Origin of the sequence: Campylobacter sp. RKI_CA19_01116, from assembly GCF_025771405.1 — a bacterium.
GTDB lineage: Bacteria > Campylobacterota > Campylobacteria > Campylobacterales > Campylobacteraceae > Campylobacter_D.
Genome location: NZ_JAKMQF010000001.1, coordinates 134,062 through 148,942, shown reverse-complemented (window position 1 = coordinate 148,942; position 14,881 = coordinate 134,062). Strand labels below are relative to the sequence as shown.

General features: G+C 30.0%; 17 protein-coding genes and 1 tRNA gene. 2 read left to right on the top strand and 16 right to left on the bottom strand.

Going from position 1 to position 14,881, the window contains the following annotated elements; translation table 11 throughout:
* Positions 1–6: 6 nt before the first annotated feature.
* The 12 genes from L8U41_RS00820 to L8U41_RS00765 are packed head-to-tail and all read right to left on the bottom strand — an operon-like array spanning position 7 to position 10,625.
* Entirely contained in the window at positions 7–759 is a 753-nt protein-coding gene (locus L8U41_RS00820) for a class I SAM-dependent methyltransferase (protein WP_263727553.1), read from the bottom strand.
* The gene (locus tag L8U41_RS00815; RefSeq protein WP_263727552.1) at positions 756–1,169 is read right to left on the bottom strand and encodes a sugar 3,4-ketoisomerase; all 414 of its coding nucleotides are present in this window, start codon (positions 1,167–1,169) and stop codon (positions 756–758) included. Before L8U41_RS00815 ends, L8U41_RS00820 begins: the two co-directional genes overlap by 4 nt.
* A complete protein-coding gene (locus L8U41_RS00810) occupies positions 1,162–2,088 on the bottom strand; it encodes a glycosyltransferase family 2 protein (protein ID WP_263727551.1) in 927 nt (308 codons plus the stop codon). The genes L8U41_RS00815 and L8U41_RS00810 overlap by 8 nt, the downstream gene beginning before the upstream one ends.
* Positions 2,081–3,088 carry a dTDP-glucose 4,6-dehydratase gene (rfbB, locus tag L8U41_RS00805; protein WP_263727550.1) on the bottom strand — a complete coding sequence of 336 codons (1,008 nt, stop codon included), beginning with the start codon at positions 3,086–3,088 and terminating at the stop codon, positions 2,081–2,083. The genes L8U41_RS00810 and rfbB overlap by 8 nt, the downstream gene beginning before the upstream one ends.
* Positions 3,085–3,966: a dTDP-4-dehydrorhamnose reductase gene (rfbD, locus tag L8U41_RS00800; protein ID WP_263727549.1), complete on the bottom strand. Its 882-nt coding sequence runs from the start codon at positions 3,964–3,966 to the stop codon at positions 3,085–3,087. Before rfbD ends, rfbB begins: the two co-directional genes overlap by 4 nt.
* A complete protein-coding gene (gene rfbC / locus L8U41_RS00795; RefSeq protein WP_263727548.1) occupies positions 3,959–4,534 on the bottom strand; it encodes a dTDP-4-dehydrorhamnose 3,5-epimerase in 576 nt (191 codons plus the stop codon). Before rfbC ends, rfbD begins: the two co-directional genes overlap by 8 nt.
* A 6-nt stretch (positions 4,535–4,540) precedes the next feature.
* Positions 4,541–5,428, bottom strand: a complete 888-nt coding sequence (gene rfbA / locus L8U41_RS00790) for a glucose-1-phosphate thymidylyltransferase RfbA (RefSeq protein ID WP_263727547.1) — start codon at positions 5,426–5,428, stop codon at positions 4,541–4,543.
* A 24-nt stretch (positions 5,429–5,452) separates the two neighbouring features.
* On the bottom strand, positions 5,453–6,409 hold the full coding sequence (locus L8U41_RS00785) for a KpsF/GutQ family sugar-phosphate isomerase (protein ID WP_412175015.1): 957 nt from the start codon (positions 6,407–6,409) through the stop codon (positions 5,453–5,455).
* Between the two features lie 8 nt (positions 6,410–6,417).
* Positions 6,418–8,076 (bottom strand): polysaccharide biosynthesis/export family protein, encoded by a 1,659-nt coding sequence (locus L8U41_RS00780; protein WP_263727546.1) that lies wholly within the window; start codon positions 8,074–8,076, stop codon positions 6,418–6,420.
* Positions 8,076–9,191 (bottom strand): capsule biosynthesis protein, encoded by a 1,116-nt coding sequence (locus L8U41_RS00775; protein ID WP_263727545.1) that lies wholly within the window; start codon positions 9,189–9,191, stop codon positions 8,076–8,078. Before L8U41_RS00775 ends, L8U41_RS00780 begins: the two co-directional genes overlap by 1 nt.
* On the bottom strand, positions 9,181–9,852 hold the full coding sequence (locus L8U41_RS00770) for a capsular polysaccharide export system, ATP-binding protein (protein ID WP_039617525.1): 672 nt from the start codon (positions 9,850–9,852) through the stop codon (positions 9,181–9,183). Before L8U41_RS00770 ends, L8U41_RS00775 begins: the two co-directional genes overlap by 11 nt.
* Positions 9,849–10,625, bottom strand: coding sequence for an ABC transporter permease (locus L8U41_RS00765; protein ID WP_263727544.1), 777 nt, complete (start codon positions 10,623–10,625; stop codon positions 9,849–9,851). The genes L8U41_RS00770 and L8U41_RS00765 overlap by 4 nt, the downstream gene beginning before the upstream one ends.
* Before the next feature lie 81 nt (positions 10,626–10,706).
* Between L8U41_RS00765 and L8U41_RS00760 the strand changes: the two genes are divergently transcribed.
* The gene (locus tag L8U41_RS00760; protein WP_263727543.1) at positions 10,707–11,504 is read left to right on the top strand and encodes a ferritin-like domain-containing protein; all 798 of its coding nucleotides are present in this window, start codon (positions 10,707–10,709) and stop codon (positions 11,502–11,504) included.
* Position 11,505: 1 nt separating this feature from the next.
* On the opposite strand, the gene L8U41_RS00755 is transcribed toward L8U41_RS00760, so the two are convergent.
* From L8U41_RS00755 to acpP, 4 genes are all read right to left on the bottom strand, one after another.
* Positions 11,506–11,581: transfer RNA gene (locus L8U41_RS00755), tRNA-Phe, on the bottom strand.
* Positions 11,582–11,649: 68 nt separating this feature from the next.
* Positions 11,650–12,585, bottom strand: a complete 936-nt coding sequence (locus tag L8U41_RS00750; protein ID WP_173787044.1) for an acetyl-CoA carboxylase carboxyltransferase subunit alpha — start codon at positions 12,583–12,585, stop codon at positions 11,650–11,652.
* Position 12,586: 1 nt separating this feature from the next.
* Positions 12,587–13,801 carry a beta-ketoacyl-ACP synthase II gene (locus L8U41_RS00745; protein ID WP_263727542.1) on the bottom strand — a complete coding sequence of 405 codons (1,215 nt, stop codon included), beginning with the start codon at positions 13,799–13,801 and terminating at the stop codon, positions 12,587–12,589.
* A gap of 26 nt (positions 13,802–13,827) precedes the next feature.
* Positions 13,828–14,061, bottom strand: coding sequence for an acyl carrier protein (acpP, locus tag L8U41_RS00740; protein ID WP_039617517.1), 234 nt, complete (start codon positions 14,059–14,061; stop codon positions 13,828–13,830).
* A 145-nt stretch (positions 14,062–14,206) separates the two neighbouring features.
* Between acpP and tenA the strand changes: the two genes are divergently transcribed.
* On the top strand, positions 14,207–14,872 hold the full coding sequence (gene tenA, locus L8U41_RS00735) for a thiaminase II (protein WP_263727541.1): 666 nt from the start codon (positions 14,207–14,209) through the stop codon (positions 14,870–14,872).
* Positions 14,873–14,881 lie beyond the last annotated feature (9 nt).

The window sequence follows — 14,881 nt, the reverse complement described above, 5'->3', positions numbered from 1 at the left end:
AACCTCCTATATCTTTTTAAAATTTACAAAAATCTCTGCTCCTAGATCTGGCATATATTTAATCATATTATTTAAACCATTTAATAAATTATAATTTATTATTTCATCTTTTAAACATTCTGACATTTTACTATGATTAAATGGTTTTATAAAATAAGAACCACTATCTAAAATTTTTATTTTATCACCAAAAACTTCTATAAAAGATAATAGTTTTTGTATATCAAAAGTCGTATTTTGTTGAAGTTGCTTTGCAGTATTTGTTAACTTCCCAATCTCTTTAACTAATCCACTCTCATATGCCCACAATAAGTGAAAAGATTTAGAATTTGGAACATTAATATGTACAATACAATTATTTTTCATTAGTAAAAAAATTTGATTTAAAAAATCACTAGGATTATCAACTTCATGAATTAAGCTAGAACATACTATAAAATCAAAATTTTTATTTTTTAAATGCGGTATTGTATTTTCCAAAAAATCATTAATTAGAAATATTTTTTTATTTTTATTAGCATCTTTTAGTGCCTTATCAAAAAAAACTTTTGCAGGTTCTATCAGTGTAAAAGTTTCATAATTTTTATAGTAATTAAATAAACTATCCATACCACAACCAATTTCTAAAATATTTTTAGCATGGTAATTTTCTAAAAGTTGCAATACTTTTTCTCTACGAAATTTCACCATAATATTCTCAAAATCATGCTCCCCGCTTGCGTATTTTTCACCATAATTCTTCATATCACGAAAATTCATATTTTTCTACCAATCTCATCTAAAAAATTAGAATAATTCTTAATATAATCTTGCTTGTCATAATACTTAGAGGCAACTACCATCACAACGCAATCTTTTGAAAAATTGGTAAATTCTCTCCAAATATTATTACCTATATAAAGCCCTTGATTTGGTTTATTTAAATGAATAAGCTTTTGAGTAAAACCATTATCTAAAATAAAATCGCAACTTCCTTTTACACATATCACAACTTGCTCCAAATCCTTATGTGCATGTTGTCCTCTTATTTTATCTTGCTGATTACCCCATATATAATAAACTCTTTTTATTTCAAAAGGTATATTTTTATTACTCTCTAAAGCCACCAGAAAACCATCGCTTTGGCCTCCTAAAGCATTAAAATCTATTATTTTATAAAATTCACTCATTAATCTTCCAATACACATTATATAAAAATCTAAAAAATAATTTGCAACGATAAACAATACTTCTTTTTATTAAATTATATCTAATTAATTCTAAATAATAATACATATTTTTTGGATTTTGAATATAAGATTGAAATTTATTTATAATCAACAGATCATTTTTTTTTAAATCCTGTTTAATATTATCCAGCCAATCAAGATTTCGTTCAAGATAAGGTAAAGTTGTATTTTTCTTCTTTTTAATATTTAATTTTGAATTACTTGTGTTGTTTTGGTGAATTCTGTACAAAACAAAAGATTCACTTAATGTTATTCGTTTTCCAAAAAGTTCACACATAATAGCTATATAATGATCATGAAAATTAATATTTTTTGGAAATGGTAATATTTTTTCTTTTAAAGCTTTATTTATCATCATAGTATTACCCATCACTCCACAAGGTCCAAGTATATGCCCCAAATCTTTTTTTAAGTTTATTTTGTATTTTTTAAATTTAAAAAAAGATTTATATAGAATTTTTTTATCCTCATCTATCATAATCAAATCACTATGACACATTATTGGTAAATTACATTTTTTTTCCATTTTGATTATTTCTTTCATTTGTTCTTCTAATTTATTAGGCAACCAGATATCATCCTGATCACTGAAGGCCATATAATTCTCACTACAACTTTGAAGAAGCTTTTCAAAATTCTTAATAAACCCCATATTTGTGTTATTCTGATAATATATAATCTTATTGGGATATAAATCCTTATAAGTTCTAATAATATCAATAGTGCTATCTTTTGAACAGTCATCACCTATATAAATCTTAATATCTTTATAAGTTTGATTTAAAATCGAGTCAATTTGCTCTTTTAAATATTTCTCACCATTATATGTGGCAAGCAAAACCGCAACTGTATTATTCATATTTTTTTAAATACCACTCTACTGTTTTTATTATACCTGTATCAAAATTCTCATCAGCTTTCCAGCCAAGTTTATTTTCAATTTTACTAGCATCAATAGCATAGCGTCTATCATGTCCTGCCCTATCCTCCACAAATGCAATTTGTGCTTTATAGCTAATATCTTTTGGTCTATATTGATCTAATAATTCGCATACTTTATAAGCAATCTGTAGATTTGTCCTCTCATTTCTACCGCCAATATTATAAGTATGGCCTGATCTTCCATCATGAAAAGCAAGATCAATGCCTTTACAATGATCCAAAACATATAACCAATCTCGAATATTTTTCCCATCTCCATAAATTGGGATTTTATTACCCGCCAATGCATTTCGTATGATTGTAGGTATTAATTTTTCATCATGCTGTTTTGGTCCATAATTATTAGAACAATTAGTAATAATAGTATTTAATCCATAGGTTTCATGATAAGATCTTACAAGCATATCAGAACTAGCTTTGCTAGCAGAATAAGGTGAATTTGGAGCATAAGGGGTATTTTCTGTAAAAAAACCGCATTCCCCTAAAGTCCCATAAACCTCATCTGTACTTATATGATGGAATCTACAATTTTGGTATTTCTCTTTATATACAAATGGCTTCTTCATCCAATGTTTGTATGCTATATTTAGCAGGTTAAATGTCCCATTTATATTTGTTTGAATAAAAATTTCAGGATTTTTAATAGAATTATCAACATGCGATTCTGCAGCAAAGTGAATAACACCTTGGATGTTATATTCTTCAAAAAGAAATTGAACCAGCTCTTGATTACAAATATCTCCTCTTATAAATTTAAATCTAGGATTATTTTGACACTCTTTTAAATTTTCCAATCTACCTGCATACGTTAAAAGATCAAGATTGATTAAAACATAATCCTTGTATTTCTCTAAGAAATACGGCACAAAATTCGAACCAATAAAACCTGCTGTTCCTGTTAGTAATAAATTTTTCATAAAATATCATCCTTCTGCAACATACTTATGCATTTTTCCAAACTATCTCTCCAATATGGAATTTCAATATGAAATTTTTCTTTAATTTTTTGTTTATTTAATACAGTATAAGAAGGTCTTGGAGCTAATGCTAAAAAATCTTTACTTTCTATAGGTTTGATATTGCAATCTAATTGCGATAATTTCATTATCTCTTTTGCAAAATCATACCAACTAGCAATACCCTCATTAGAATAATGATAAATTTCTGGTTTATCATTCTGTATATATGGTAAAATATTTAAAATTACTTCAGCTAAATCTCTGGCATATGTAGGTGTCCCTATCTGATCATAGATAACATTAATCTCTTCTTTTTTTTTACCAAGACTTCGTATAGTATAGACAAAATTTCCTTTATAATTACTGTATAGCCATGATGTTCTTATGATAATTGTATTTTTTGGCTTAACATCTATAACTGCTTGCTCACCTCTTAGTTTTGACTCGCCATAAACATTCAAAGGCTTTGTCTTGTCATCCTCTTTGTAAGGAGTGCAACTTTTACCATCAAAAACATAATCAGTAGAAATATGAATAAAAGTTAAATTATATTTTTTAGCCAAATCTGCTATATTTTCAACACTATTATAATTAAGCATATAAGCTTCTTTCTGTTTGACTTCCGCTAAATTCACATCAGTATATGCAGCACAATTAATTATATAATCAAACTTATATTTATCAATAAAATACTCTAGTAAATTTTTATCTTGTATATTTAATTGTGTTTTATCAAAAAAAAACATACTATATTTTTTTTTATACAAGCTAGATAACTCCTGAAAAGTCTTTCCTAGTTGACCATTAGAGCCCAAGATAGCAATACTTCTATTCATAATAATCCACATTATAATCAAAAAAATCTTGAATTTGCTCGAGTGTAGGCAAATACAGATCTTTATCGGAAATTAAAACATCAGAATCATTTATACCCCAATCAATTTTTAACTGTGGATCATTATACAATATACCTCTTTCACTCTTTGGATTATAAAAATTATCAACCATATAAGAAACTTTTGTAAAATCCTCTAATGCTATAAAACCATGCGCAAATCCACGGGGAACAAACAACAATATATTATCTTCAGCTCTTACTGTAATCTTAATATGTTCTAAAAAAGTTGGGCTATCCTTGCGTAAATCTACAATCACATCTAAAATTCTACCGCTAATAACATTTATTAATTTAGTTTGCGCAAAAGGATGTATTTGGTAATGCAAACCTCTTATGGTATTTTTTTTTGAGCAACTTTCGTTTTCTTGAACAAAATCTATATTTTTACATATTTTTTCTGTAATTTTTTTTTGGTGAAAAACTTCTGTAAAATATCCCCTATTATCAAAAAACAATTCTTTCTTTATTAGCTTAACATCAATAAAATTCGTATTAATTATTTGCATCAAAACTCATTTAAAATAAATATTCTCTGATATTTTTGATAGATATTGACCATACTGATTTTTTAATAAAGGTTTTGCTAGCTTTAGCAATTGCTTTTTGGTGATATATCCTTTATTATAAGCTATTTCTTCTAAACATGCTATTTTTAAAGCCTGTCTTTTTTCTAATGTCTGCACGTAAATATTGGCATCCAATAGAGAATCATGCGTACCTGTATCAAACCATGTATAACCTCTCCCCATAATCTCAACATTTAATCTTTCTTCTTCAAGATATATTTGATTTAAAGAAGTAATCTCTAATTCACCTCTGCTTGATGGCTTTACCAGCTTTGCTTTTGATACAACATCATTAGGATAAAAATATAACCCTGTAACCGCATAATTACTTTTTGGTTTTTCTGGTTTCTCTTCTATACTAATCACTCTACCTTGTTGATCAAATTCTACAACACCATATCTTTCAGGATCGTTAACATAGTAGCCAAAAACAGTAGCCTTAGAATTATTTTTTGCTCTTTCTATACTGTCTACCAGCAAATATGATAATCCTTGACCATAAAAAATATTATCACCCAGTATCAAGCAAACATCATCACTACCTATAAATTCTTCACCTAACAAAAAAGCTTGCGCCAAGCCATCAGGACTTGGCTGTTCCTTATAACACAATGTAATTCCCAGCTCGCATCCATCTCCTAGTAATTCTTGGAATCTTGGCAAATCTTTAGGTGTGGATATAATTAAAATTTCTTTTATTCCAGACAGCATCAAAACCGATAATGGATAATAAATCATAGGTTTATCATAAATTGGCAACAATTGTTTACTAGTGCCTTTTGTTATTGGATAGAGCCTAGTACCACTTCCACCTGCTAAAATTATGCCCTTCATTGCAACTCCTTATATAAAAACTACTTACACATTTCCTATCGCATAAAGTTGTATAATACCTACTATTTTTTCATTTTGAATGACAACTATCTCTTTGATTTTATGTTTTAGCATAAGCTTTTCTGCTTCACTTGCCATAGCACTTGCTTCTATGGTTTTTGGACTCTCACTCATGATTTCTTTAGCTTTAAAATCAAATCTTGGCTTATCATTTGCCCTTAAAGCCCTTCTTAAATCTCCATCTGTGATAATCCCAACTAGCTTTTCATTTTCAAGTACTATACAAAGTCCTAACTTACCACTAGTCATCACATCAACCAACTCATTAAATTCACTTTCAGGGCTTACTATAGGTAGATTATTTGATACCATCAAATCACTCACCCTAGTTAAAAGCTTTCTACCCAAGCTTCCTCCTGGATGAAATAAAGCAAAATCATCAGGTCTAAAATTCCTTGCCCTCATTAAAGCCACTGCTATAGCATCACCCATCGCTAAGGTAGCCGTAGTAGATGAAGTTGGAGCAAGCTGAAGTGGGCAAGCTTCTTTTTTTACTGCTATATTTATAAAAATATCTGCTTGTTTAGCTAAAGTAGAGTTTTGATTTCCTGCCATAACAATTAAAGGAATTTTTCTTTTTTTAATCACTGGTATGAGTTTTAAAACCTCTTCAGTTTCTCCTGAATTTGAAATAGCCAAAAGCACATCCTCACTTGTGAGCATACCAAGATCTCCATGCAATGCTTCACCCGGATGCATAAAAAAGCTTGGAGTGCCTGTGCTAGCTAAGGTTGCAGCTATCTTAGCTCCTATATGACCTGATTTACCCATGCCACTTACAACACACCTGCCTTTAATAGATAAAATCAACTCAACTGCTTTATTAAAACCTTCATCTAAGTTATCACGTAAATCTAAAATTGTTTTTGATTCTATCTCAAAAACTTCTTTGGCTATTTTAATTGCATCGATTTGACTCATCTAAATTCCTATATATTTAACACTACATTAGTTGCAATAGCTATTTGATATAAAATTTGTGTTAACATGCTAAAGATTTGTAAATTTTGACTATCTACTTTTGGTAAAACCAAAATAGAATCTCCCGCTTTGATATCTGCTGCACTTCTACCGCTGTATTTAGTTGCTTTACCATTAGCATTGATTACTAAAACCCTTGATATATCTGCTCTATCGCTAAAACCACCTGCTAGGTTGATATAATATCTTAATTTTTCTTTATCCATATACACAAATGCACCTGGTATAGAAACTTCACCTTGAACTAAAACAAGATTATTTTTACTAGGTACATTTACTACATCACCTTCTTCTAATACTATAGAATTATACGCTTTGACATTGTCTATAACGATTTGTCCTTTTGGCTGAGCTTGTTTTGCACGCGCAATAAATTCTAAAATCGTTTTCGCTTGAGTAGCTCTAATGCTAGCTTGCTCAGCATTGACTGAAGAGCTTGTTAGAGCTAGTGTTTCAAGCTCTTTAAGCTGAGCTTCAATAAGTTGTTTTTGAGTAGCTGCTACACTTTTTCTAAAAACCTGTAAGGCGTTAATGTTTGATTGATCATTAACTGTAATCATTTTAGCAAGTTCAGCTAAAGTTGTACCTTTTTTTATTACCACCGAGTGCAAACCACTATGCTCACCTTCTATACTAATGCTAATATTTTGTGCTGTATAATCAGGTCTAAATTCTATCTCATCACCATTGTATAACTTCACACCTAAAAACTGCTTTTTGCTATATGCATCCACATGTAATTTATGATCATCTCTATAGCTTTTTACCACTGCATTAGTTACTATAGGCTTAGCTCCTGCGACTTTGGCTATATCTTCTAAATTTAAAATATCATTACTGAGCTCAAATCTAAAAGGCTTTTGCACATCTCCTTCTACAAAAACATACTTTTGTACACTATCCACTAAAATCACATCACCCATTCTAAAAGGAAAAAGATCAAGCTGACCTTTAAGTAAAAAATCATATAAATCTACTTTTTTAATAACTTTATTATCTCTTAAAATTTGAATATCTCTAAAGCTACCATATTCTAAATTAATTCCACTTGCTTTATCTAAATACTGTATAATAGAATCTGAACTTAGTCCTTGATAAAGACCAGGTTGATTTACATTTCCTGTAACAAATACCGATACATTTTGATAAATATCCATATCCGCATATACATAGACATTGCTTTTATAGATTTTATTAATAGCTTTTGTAATAACTTGAACCAAAGCACTATTTTTCACACCCAAAAGATTAATCGCACCTACTTTTGGTATAAAAATATTTCCTTGAGAGTCTACTGTTAAGGTTTGTATAAACTCTACTGCACCCCAAATTTTTACATTAATCCTATCGCCTACTGCTAATTTATAATCAGGATTGTAAACATGTTGGGTGAATTTAGTAAAGTTTCCGTTAAATAAATGCGCACCAAAAACTTTAGTTATCGGAGCTTGAGTTTGATTAAAATCACTTTGGTTGTTATCATAATTTATAATTTGTGGCTCTAAAGATGGAGTTAATGGCTGATTTTGAATTTTAGCAATTTGAGAAACATCTACCGCTGAAAATAAAAACAAAGGTAAAAGTAAAAGTAAAAATATCTTTTTCATTAGTATCTATGCTCCTCTATAATCATTTTAATAAATTTAACAATTCCATAAATCAAAGATAAAATCATAAAAGCTGTGAGTATATTATACAAAACTTCTGGGTATTTAGCACTTTGAGGTAAACTTGGACTTTGCACTATAACCACTTGTTTTATCTTTCTTAAAGCTTCTATCCTAGCGCTCTCATAAGCTTTTAATGCAGCTGTGTAAGCGCTTTCTGCAAAACCTGCTTCTATGGTTAGATCTTGAAATTTAGCTGCAAGATCATTAAGCTTTTGAGAAGATTTTGGGGATGAAACTTTAGATTTTTCTTTTTGAAGTTGTTTTTTTAAGGCTGTGATTTCACTTTTTATAGTAACAATTTGTGGTGCATTATCATTTATATAGCTTTGCATCATTAAAAGCTCAGCTTCTTTGGCTGCTATTTTTGATTCAAGTTCAGCAATGAGTTTTAGAGCACCTTCTGCTTGTTTGAGTGGATCAAATACTCCATATTTGTTTTGAAAAGCTAAAAGCTCATCTTTAGCCTTTTGATATCTTTTTTTAAACTGCAAAAGTTCTTCTTCAGCAAATTGCATTTGATCTCTTGCGGCTTTGTGTGAAATTTCATTGATAAATTTTTCACTTTCTTTAACTATAGTTGAAGCTATCAAATGTGCACTTTGTGGATCAAAACCTTCAACTTCTACACGCAAAAGCCCATTAGCTGAGTCTTCTTGAATAATCTTAACACGGTTTTGATAATACTTTAAAAAATTCTCTTGATCAGCTGATGAAGAAATACTATAAAAAAAATCAAGTTTTTGTTTTTGATATAACTCGCGAATTTGTATTTTTTCTTCTAAGATATTTAGCATATCTAAAGAATGAATATAAGATTTTAAGAAAGTTATATCCTCGCTTGAAAAAGAGTTATTAGTTAAAAAAGCAGCTATTCCGGTAATAGCTCCGCTATCTCCTGTGGTTGATTTCACACTTAAAATACTTTCACTTACATAGCGATTTGCTGCTATGAAAACATAATAAAATACAACAAATGCTGTTAAAATCAATACTATTTTAAAAGAATTAAGTATCTTTAAATTTTTAAACTTTTTTAATAAATCATTTTGCATTTATTTTTCCTTGATACACCGCTATGCCCTCATCTACATCATCATATATAGTAGCTTGTCCATCTTGCATGAATATAATTTTATCACACCATTGTTTAATTTCAGCTACATTATGCGAAACCATGATAACTTTTGACTGACTTAGCTTTTCTTTATAGATTTTAGAGCTTTTTTCTCTAAATTTAGGATCTCCCACAGCACCTGCTTCATCAATCAAATAATAATCAAAATCAAATGCCATACTTAAGCCAAAAGATATCCTAGCACTCATACCTGCTGAATAAGTATTCATAGGCTCATCAAAAAATTTACCAAGCTCAGCAAAATCTTCAACAAATTTAATCTTTTCTTCTAAAGCCTTTCCTTTATAACCATATACTCTAGCCACAAAGCGTGCATTGTCCCTTGCTGAAAGTCTGTGTTGAAACGCACCTGCCAAACCTAATGGCCAAGATAATTTTTTATTAGTGATAATCTTACCTCTATCAGGAAGCAAGGAACCACTTAAAAGTTTCATTAAGGTTGATTTTCCAGCACCATTGCGCCCCATCAAGCCAATACTACAATTTTCAGGGAATTCAAAACTTAAGTTTTTAAAAACATAATGCCTTCCACCGTTACGCAAAGGAAAAGATTTGGTTAAATTAACTAATTTTATCATCGCACCGCTATCAACTTTTCTCTAGTAAAATAATAAAAAAACAAACCCAAAAACAAAATCACACTCAAACATACAATAGGATAGTAGTAATTATAATCATCAAGCAATGGATAATTTTGAAAAAAATTATATTTTAAAAGTTCCATGATATGCAAAAGCGGATTATAATATAAAATGTCTAAAATAGGTTTTGGAACTATCCATATAGGAAATACCACCAAAGCTGTCCAGTATAAAACTATATTTAAATAATTTAAAGCCATTTTTAAAGGCTCTGCAAAATGTCCTGCTATAGCAAAACACATTCCCATAGCAAAGCCAAACATCACAAGCAAAAAAAATGAAAACATCACTTCTAAAAAATGCTTAGGTATAACTTGCATATGCAAAAACCAACCTGCTAAAAACATTACACAAATAAAAATAGTAAAATAAATACAAAACTCAAGCATGGTTCTAGCAATAAAAACATGTATAGGGCGAATAGGTTTATAAGCAAAAAGAGCTAGATTTGCACCTATGCCATTTAAAAGCTGAGTAATAATGCTTCTAAACATAAAAAAAGGTATAATTCCTACTGCTAAAAATAAAAAGATGGAAACACCTTCAGGCATGATTTGATGATGAAATTCTCTTATAGCTGTTATAATGGAAGTAATTACCAAAACCACCATCATAGGCTCTCCGATCACCCAAAAATAGCCCAAATATTTATTAATACCAAATCTTGTCTTTAGCTCTCTAAAAAAAAGAGCATGTATGACATTAAACATATTTTTAGCAAACCTTTTTAAATTTTCAAAATTTTTATATTATACTTTTTTATCTTATATAATATTTAACAAGGTTTAAAAATGAAAAGAAATTTCTTTGGGGAATTAGAAAAAATTTTATATCATAAAGATATTTTTAAAAAGATTGAATTATTTAATGAATTTTATGAAAATTTTAAAGCTAATTTGTATGATTTTAATCATTCCCATGAAGCGATCATTTGTGAAAACTCACAAGTTAAAATCCTTCATCCTATGAAAATAAGGCGTCCAAAAGAAGCAAATAGCACTTTATCTTTAGCTAAAATCTTACATTCAGTTGCGCATATAGAATATAGTGCTATAAACTTGGCTTTAGATGCTAGTTATAGGTTTAAAAACTTGCCATTGAAATTTTATCAAGATTGGCTTGAAGTAGCTGATGAGGAAATTAAGCATTTTTTACTTTTAGAAAAAACTTTAAATGAACTTGGTTTTAAATATGGAGATTTCCATGCGCATGATAATCTTGAAAAAGCCTTGTTTTTAACCAAAGATAATCTTGCTCATAGAATGGGCATAGTCCATAGAGGGCTTGAAGCAAAAGGACTTGATGCTAATCCTTTTGTTTTAGAAAAATTAAACACAACCAATCATCCTATAAAAAGTTTATTTGGTGAAATTTTTACCATTATATTAAATGATGAAATTAAACATGTAAATAAAGGGGATTTTTGGTGGAATTATGCAAAAAACGAAAATGATAATTATATTGACCTTTGCGCCAAATATAAAGAATTTAATCTTTTAGGAAAAGTATATAACAAAACAGCTAGAATTCAAGCAGGATTTAACGAAAATGAACTTCAAGAATTAGATGATTTTTATAATAGAAAATGAATGGTGGTTAGAGGCAGAATCGAACTGCCGACACGCAGATTTTCAGTCTGCTGCTCTACCGACTGAGCTATCCAACCACTGAATTGAAGTTGTAATTATACAATAGTTTTTTTAAAAAAAGTTGAAATTTGCATAAAAATGCAAATCATTCAGCAAAAGCTCCAAATTTAAAGATTTTTTGCATTCTTAATGCAGCTAATTCGCGTTTATCGTATTGTTCTAATTCTTCTATAGCTTTTAAGACATAATCACTCAAATTTTTAATCGCGTTTTCTTTGTCTCTATGAGCTCCACTCATTGGTTCCTCAATAACATCATCTATTAAACCTTGAGTTTTTAAATCATCAGCAGTTACTTTCATCGCCTTAGTAGCAGCTTCACTTTTTGATGGATCATTCCATAAAATAGCAGCACAACCCTCAGGTGAAATCACAGAAAAAACTGAATTTTTCATCATAGCAAGTTTATCAGCTACTCCTATGGCTAAAGCACCACCACTTCCACCTTCACCTATAACTACTGCTATAGTGATTGTTTTAAGGGCACTTAACTCATATAAATTTCTAGCTATAGCCTCACTTTGACCACGCTCTTCAGCACCTACTCCTGGGTAAGCACCCGGAGTATCTACTAGAAATAACACCGGTATGTCAAATTTTTCAGCCATTTTTGCCACTCTTAGAGCTTTTCTATAACCTTCAGGATGAGGCATACCAAAATTTCTATGAAGTTTATCTTTAGTACCCCTACCTTTTTGCTCACCTATAACAATAACTTTTTTACCACCTATATAACCCGCATAACACACAATAGCAGGATCATCTCTAAAAGCACGATCGCCATGAATTTCATAAGCATCACTTAATATAGCTTGAATATAATCAAGTGCATAAGGACGATCAGGATGTCTTGCAAGCTGTAAGCGTTGGTAATCGCTTAAATTTTTATAAACTTTTTGAGTTTCTTTTTCAAGATTTTTTTCTAAAATTTTTACTGCTTCATCATCGCCTTTGATTTTAGCATTTGCTAAATCCTCATCAATTTGCTGAATATTTTTTTCAAAATCTAAATAAGAAGCCATATTAATCTACTTTTTTGAAAATCACACAACCATTTGTTCCACCAAAACCAAAAGAATTGCTCATTACAACATTAACTTCGCTTTTTCTTGCAGTATTTGGTATATAGTCAAGATCGCAATTTTCATCTGCTACGATTTGATTGATAGTTGGCGGTAATACACCTTGATCAAGCGCCATTAAAGAAATAACAGCTTCAATAGCACCAGCAGCACCTAAGCAATGCCCCGTTTGACCTTTTGTAGAACTAACTAAAGGAATTTGATCTTTGAAAAGCTCTTTAATAGCTGCTGTTTCATTTTTATCATTTACCGGAGTAGAAGTTCCGTGTGCATTAATATAATCTACTTTTGGATTTCCTGCCATTTTTAAAGCTTTTTTCATAGCACGCAATGGCCCTTCTAAAGTAGGCGAAGTGATATGATGTGCGTCTGCACTTTCGCCAAAACCTACTAACTCAGCATAAATTTTAGCTCCACGCTTTTTAGCAGCCTCATACTCTTCAAACACTAAAGCACCAGCACCCTCACCCATCACAAAACCATCTCTTTCTTTGTCAAATGGTCTTGAAGCCTTAGCTGGATCATCATTTCTAGTAGAAAGAGCTTTCATAGCAGCAAAGCCACCTATACCCACGGCACAAATAGCTGCTTCAGCGCCTACTACAAGCATTTTATCTGCACTACCTAAAGCTATGCTTTTATAAGCTTCGCCTATAGCATGAGTTCCCGCTGCACAAGCAGTTACGCATGAGATATTTGGTCCTTGTAATCCATGCTCGATTGAAATAATCCCACCAAGCATATTAACTAAAGCCGATGGTATGAAAAAAGGAGTAATTTTACGTGGTCCACGCTGTGCGCAAGTAACGGAATTTTTTTCTATATTTGGTAAACCACCTATACCAGCTGCTGAAACTACACCAAACTCTTCTTTGTTTAAAGTTTCATCAAATTTAGCATCTTCCATAGCTTCTCTTGCTGCTTTAATACCAAGTTGTATAAAACGATCTATTTTTTTAACCTCTTTAGCATCACAAACACTTAAAGGATCAAAATTTTTTACTTCAGCAGCAATTTGCACTGGAAAATCAGTGGTATCAAAAAGAGTGATTTTATCAACACCGCTTTTGCCATCACAAATTGCTTTAAATGAGCTATCTTTGTCTAAGCCAAGGGCATTGATCATTCCTACACCTGTTACTACAACGCGTTTCAAACCGCACTCCTTATTAAAAATTAAAATTATTTTTGAAGATTTTCTATATAATTAACAACATCTTCGATTTTTACTAGTTTTTCAGCATCACTGTCTGGAATTTCTACATCAAATTTTTCTTCTAAAGCCATAACTAATTCAACAACATCTAAAGAATCTGCACCTAAATCTTCAATGATTTTAGATTCCATTTTAACTGCATCTTCATCAACACTAAGTTGCTCAACAACTACTTTTTTTACATCATCAAAAATTGCCATTTTTATCTCCTAGTTTAAAAAATTAAACCACATTTTACAATAAAAAAATAAATTTCTTGTTTAAAAAGTTAAAAATTAAAGATTATTACGAAAAATTTAATTATCTGTGTTTAAATAAAAGCTTAATTTTTAACAAAGGAAATTAATGCTTTTAGATAGACTTATAAAAGAAAATAAAAAAACTTGGGATCAATACATCCATCATGAATTTGTAAAAAAACTTCAAAATGGCACTTTAGAAAAAGATGTATTTTTATTTTATCTTAAACAAGATTATATCTTTTTAAACAATTACGCAAAATGCTATGCCCTGCTTGCTTTAAATGCAAATAATGCTAAAGAAATTCAATTTGCCATTAAAAATCAAAACTACACTTTAGAAGGAGAATTAGAGCTTCATAGAAGTATTTTAAAGCTAGGTATTGATGTAGAAAAACTAAATTATAAAGATGAAAGTTTAACTAATATTGCTTATACAAGATATTTACTAAGTGTGGGGCAAAATGGAGATTATTTAGATATGCTATGTGCTTTGAGTGCTTGTGCTATAGGTTATGCATACATAGGAGAAGAAATTTATAAAGGACTTGATGAAAAAAGTTTAGAAAATCATCCTTACAAAGAGTGGATTTTAACCTATGCGGGTAAAGAATTTCAAGATGAAATTAAAGAATTTAAAGACTTTTTTAATTCTTATACAAATAGCATTAGTGAAGAAAAATTTAAAAAATTAAATGAAATTTTTTATACTACCATAAGACTTGAAACAGCCTTTTGGCAACACTCTTTAGAACAAAAAATGGAAATTTAATCATCATAA

Excerpts from the sequence above, each read along its gene's own strand:
- L8U41_RS00820 (WP_263727553.1), bottom strand. The coding sequence starts at position 759 with ATGAATTTTCGTGATATGAAGAATTATGGTGAAAAATACGCAAGCGGG.
- L8U41_RS00815 (WP_263727552.1), bottom strand. The coding sequence starts at position 1,169 with ATGAGTGAATTTTATAAAATAATAGATTTTAATGCTTTAGGAGGCCAA.
- L8U41_RS00810 (WP_263727551.1), bottom strand. The coding sequence starts at position 2,088 with ATGAATAATACAGTTGCGGTTTTGCTTGCCACATATAATGGTGAGAAA.
- rfbB (WP_263727550.1), bottom strand. The coding sequence starts at position 3,088 with ATGAAAAATTTATTACTAACAGGAACAGCAGGTTTTATTGGTTCGAAT.
- rfbD (WP_263727549.1), bottom strand. The coding sequence starts at position 3,966 with ATGAATAGAAGTATTGCTATCTTGGGCTCTAATGGTCAACTAGGAAAG.
- rfbC (WP_263727548.1), bottom strand. The coding sequence starts at position 4,534 with ATGCAAATAATTAATACGAATTTTATTGATGTTAAGCTAATAAAGAAA.
- rfbA (WP_263727547.1), bottom strand. The coding sequence starts at position 5,428 with ATGAAGGGCATAATTTTAGCAGGTGGAAGTGGTACTAGGCTCTATCCA.
- L8U41_RS00785 (WP_412175015.1), bottom strand. The coding sequence starts at position 6,409 with ATGAGTCAAATCGATGCAATTAAAATAGCCAAAGAAGTTTTTGAGATA.
- L8U41_RS00780 (WP_263727546.1), bottom strand. The coding sequence starts at position 8,076 with ATGAAAAAGATATTTTTACTTTTACTTTTACCTTTGTTTTTATTTTCA.
- L8U41_RS00775 (WP_263727545.1), bottom strand. The coding sequence starts at position 9,191 with ATGCAAAATGATTTATTAAAAAAGTTTAAAAATTTAAAGATACTTAAT.
- L8U41_RS00770 (WP_039617525.1), bottom strand. The coding sequence starts at position 9,852 with ATGATAAAATTAGTTAATTTAACCAAATCTTTTCCTTTGCGTAACGGT.
- L8U41_RS00765 (WP_263727544.1), bottom strand. The coding sequence starts at position 10,625 with ATGTTTAATGTCATACATGCTCTTTTTTTTAGAGAGCTAAAGACAAGA.
- L8U41_RS00760 (WP_263727543.1), top strand. The coding sequence starts at position 10,707 with ATGAAAAGAAATTTCTTTGGGGAATTAGAAAAAATTTTATATCATAAA.
- L8U41_RS00750 (WP_173787044.1), bottom strand. The coding sequence starts at position 12,585 with ATGGCTTCTTATTTAGATTTTGAAAAAAATATTCAGCAAATTGATGAG.
- acpP (WP_039617517.1), bottom strand. The coding sequence starts at position 14,061 with ATGGCAATTTTTGATGATGTAAAAAAAGTAGTTGTTGAGCAACTTAGT.
- tenA (WP_263727541.1), top strand. The coding sequence starts at position 14,207 with ATGCTTTTAGATAGACTTATAAAAGAAAATAAAAAAACTTGGGATCAA.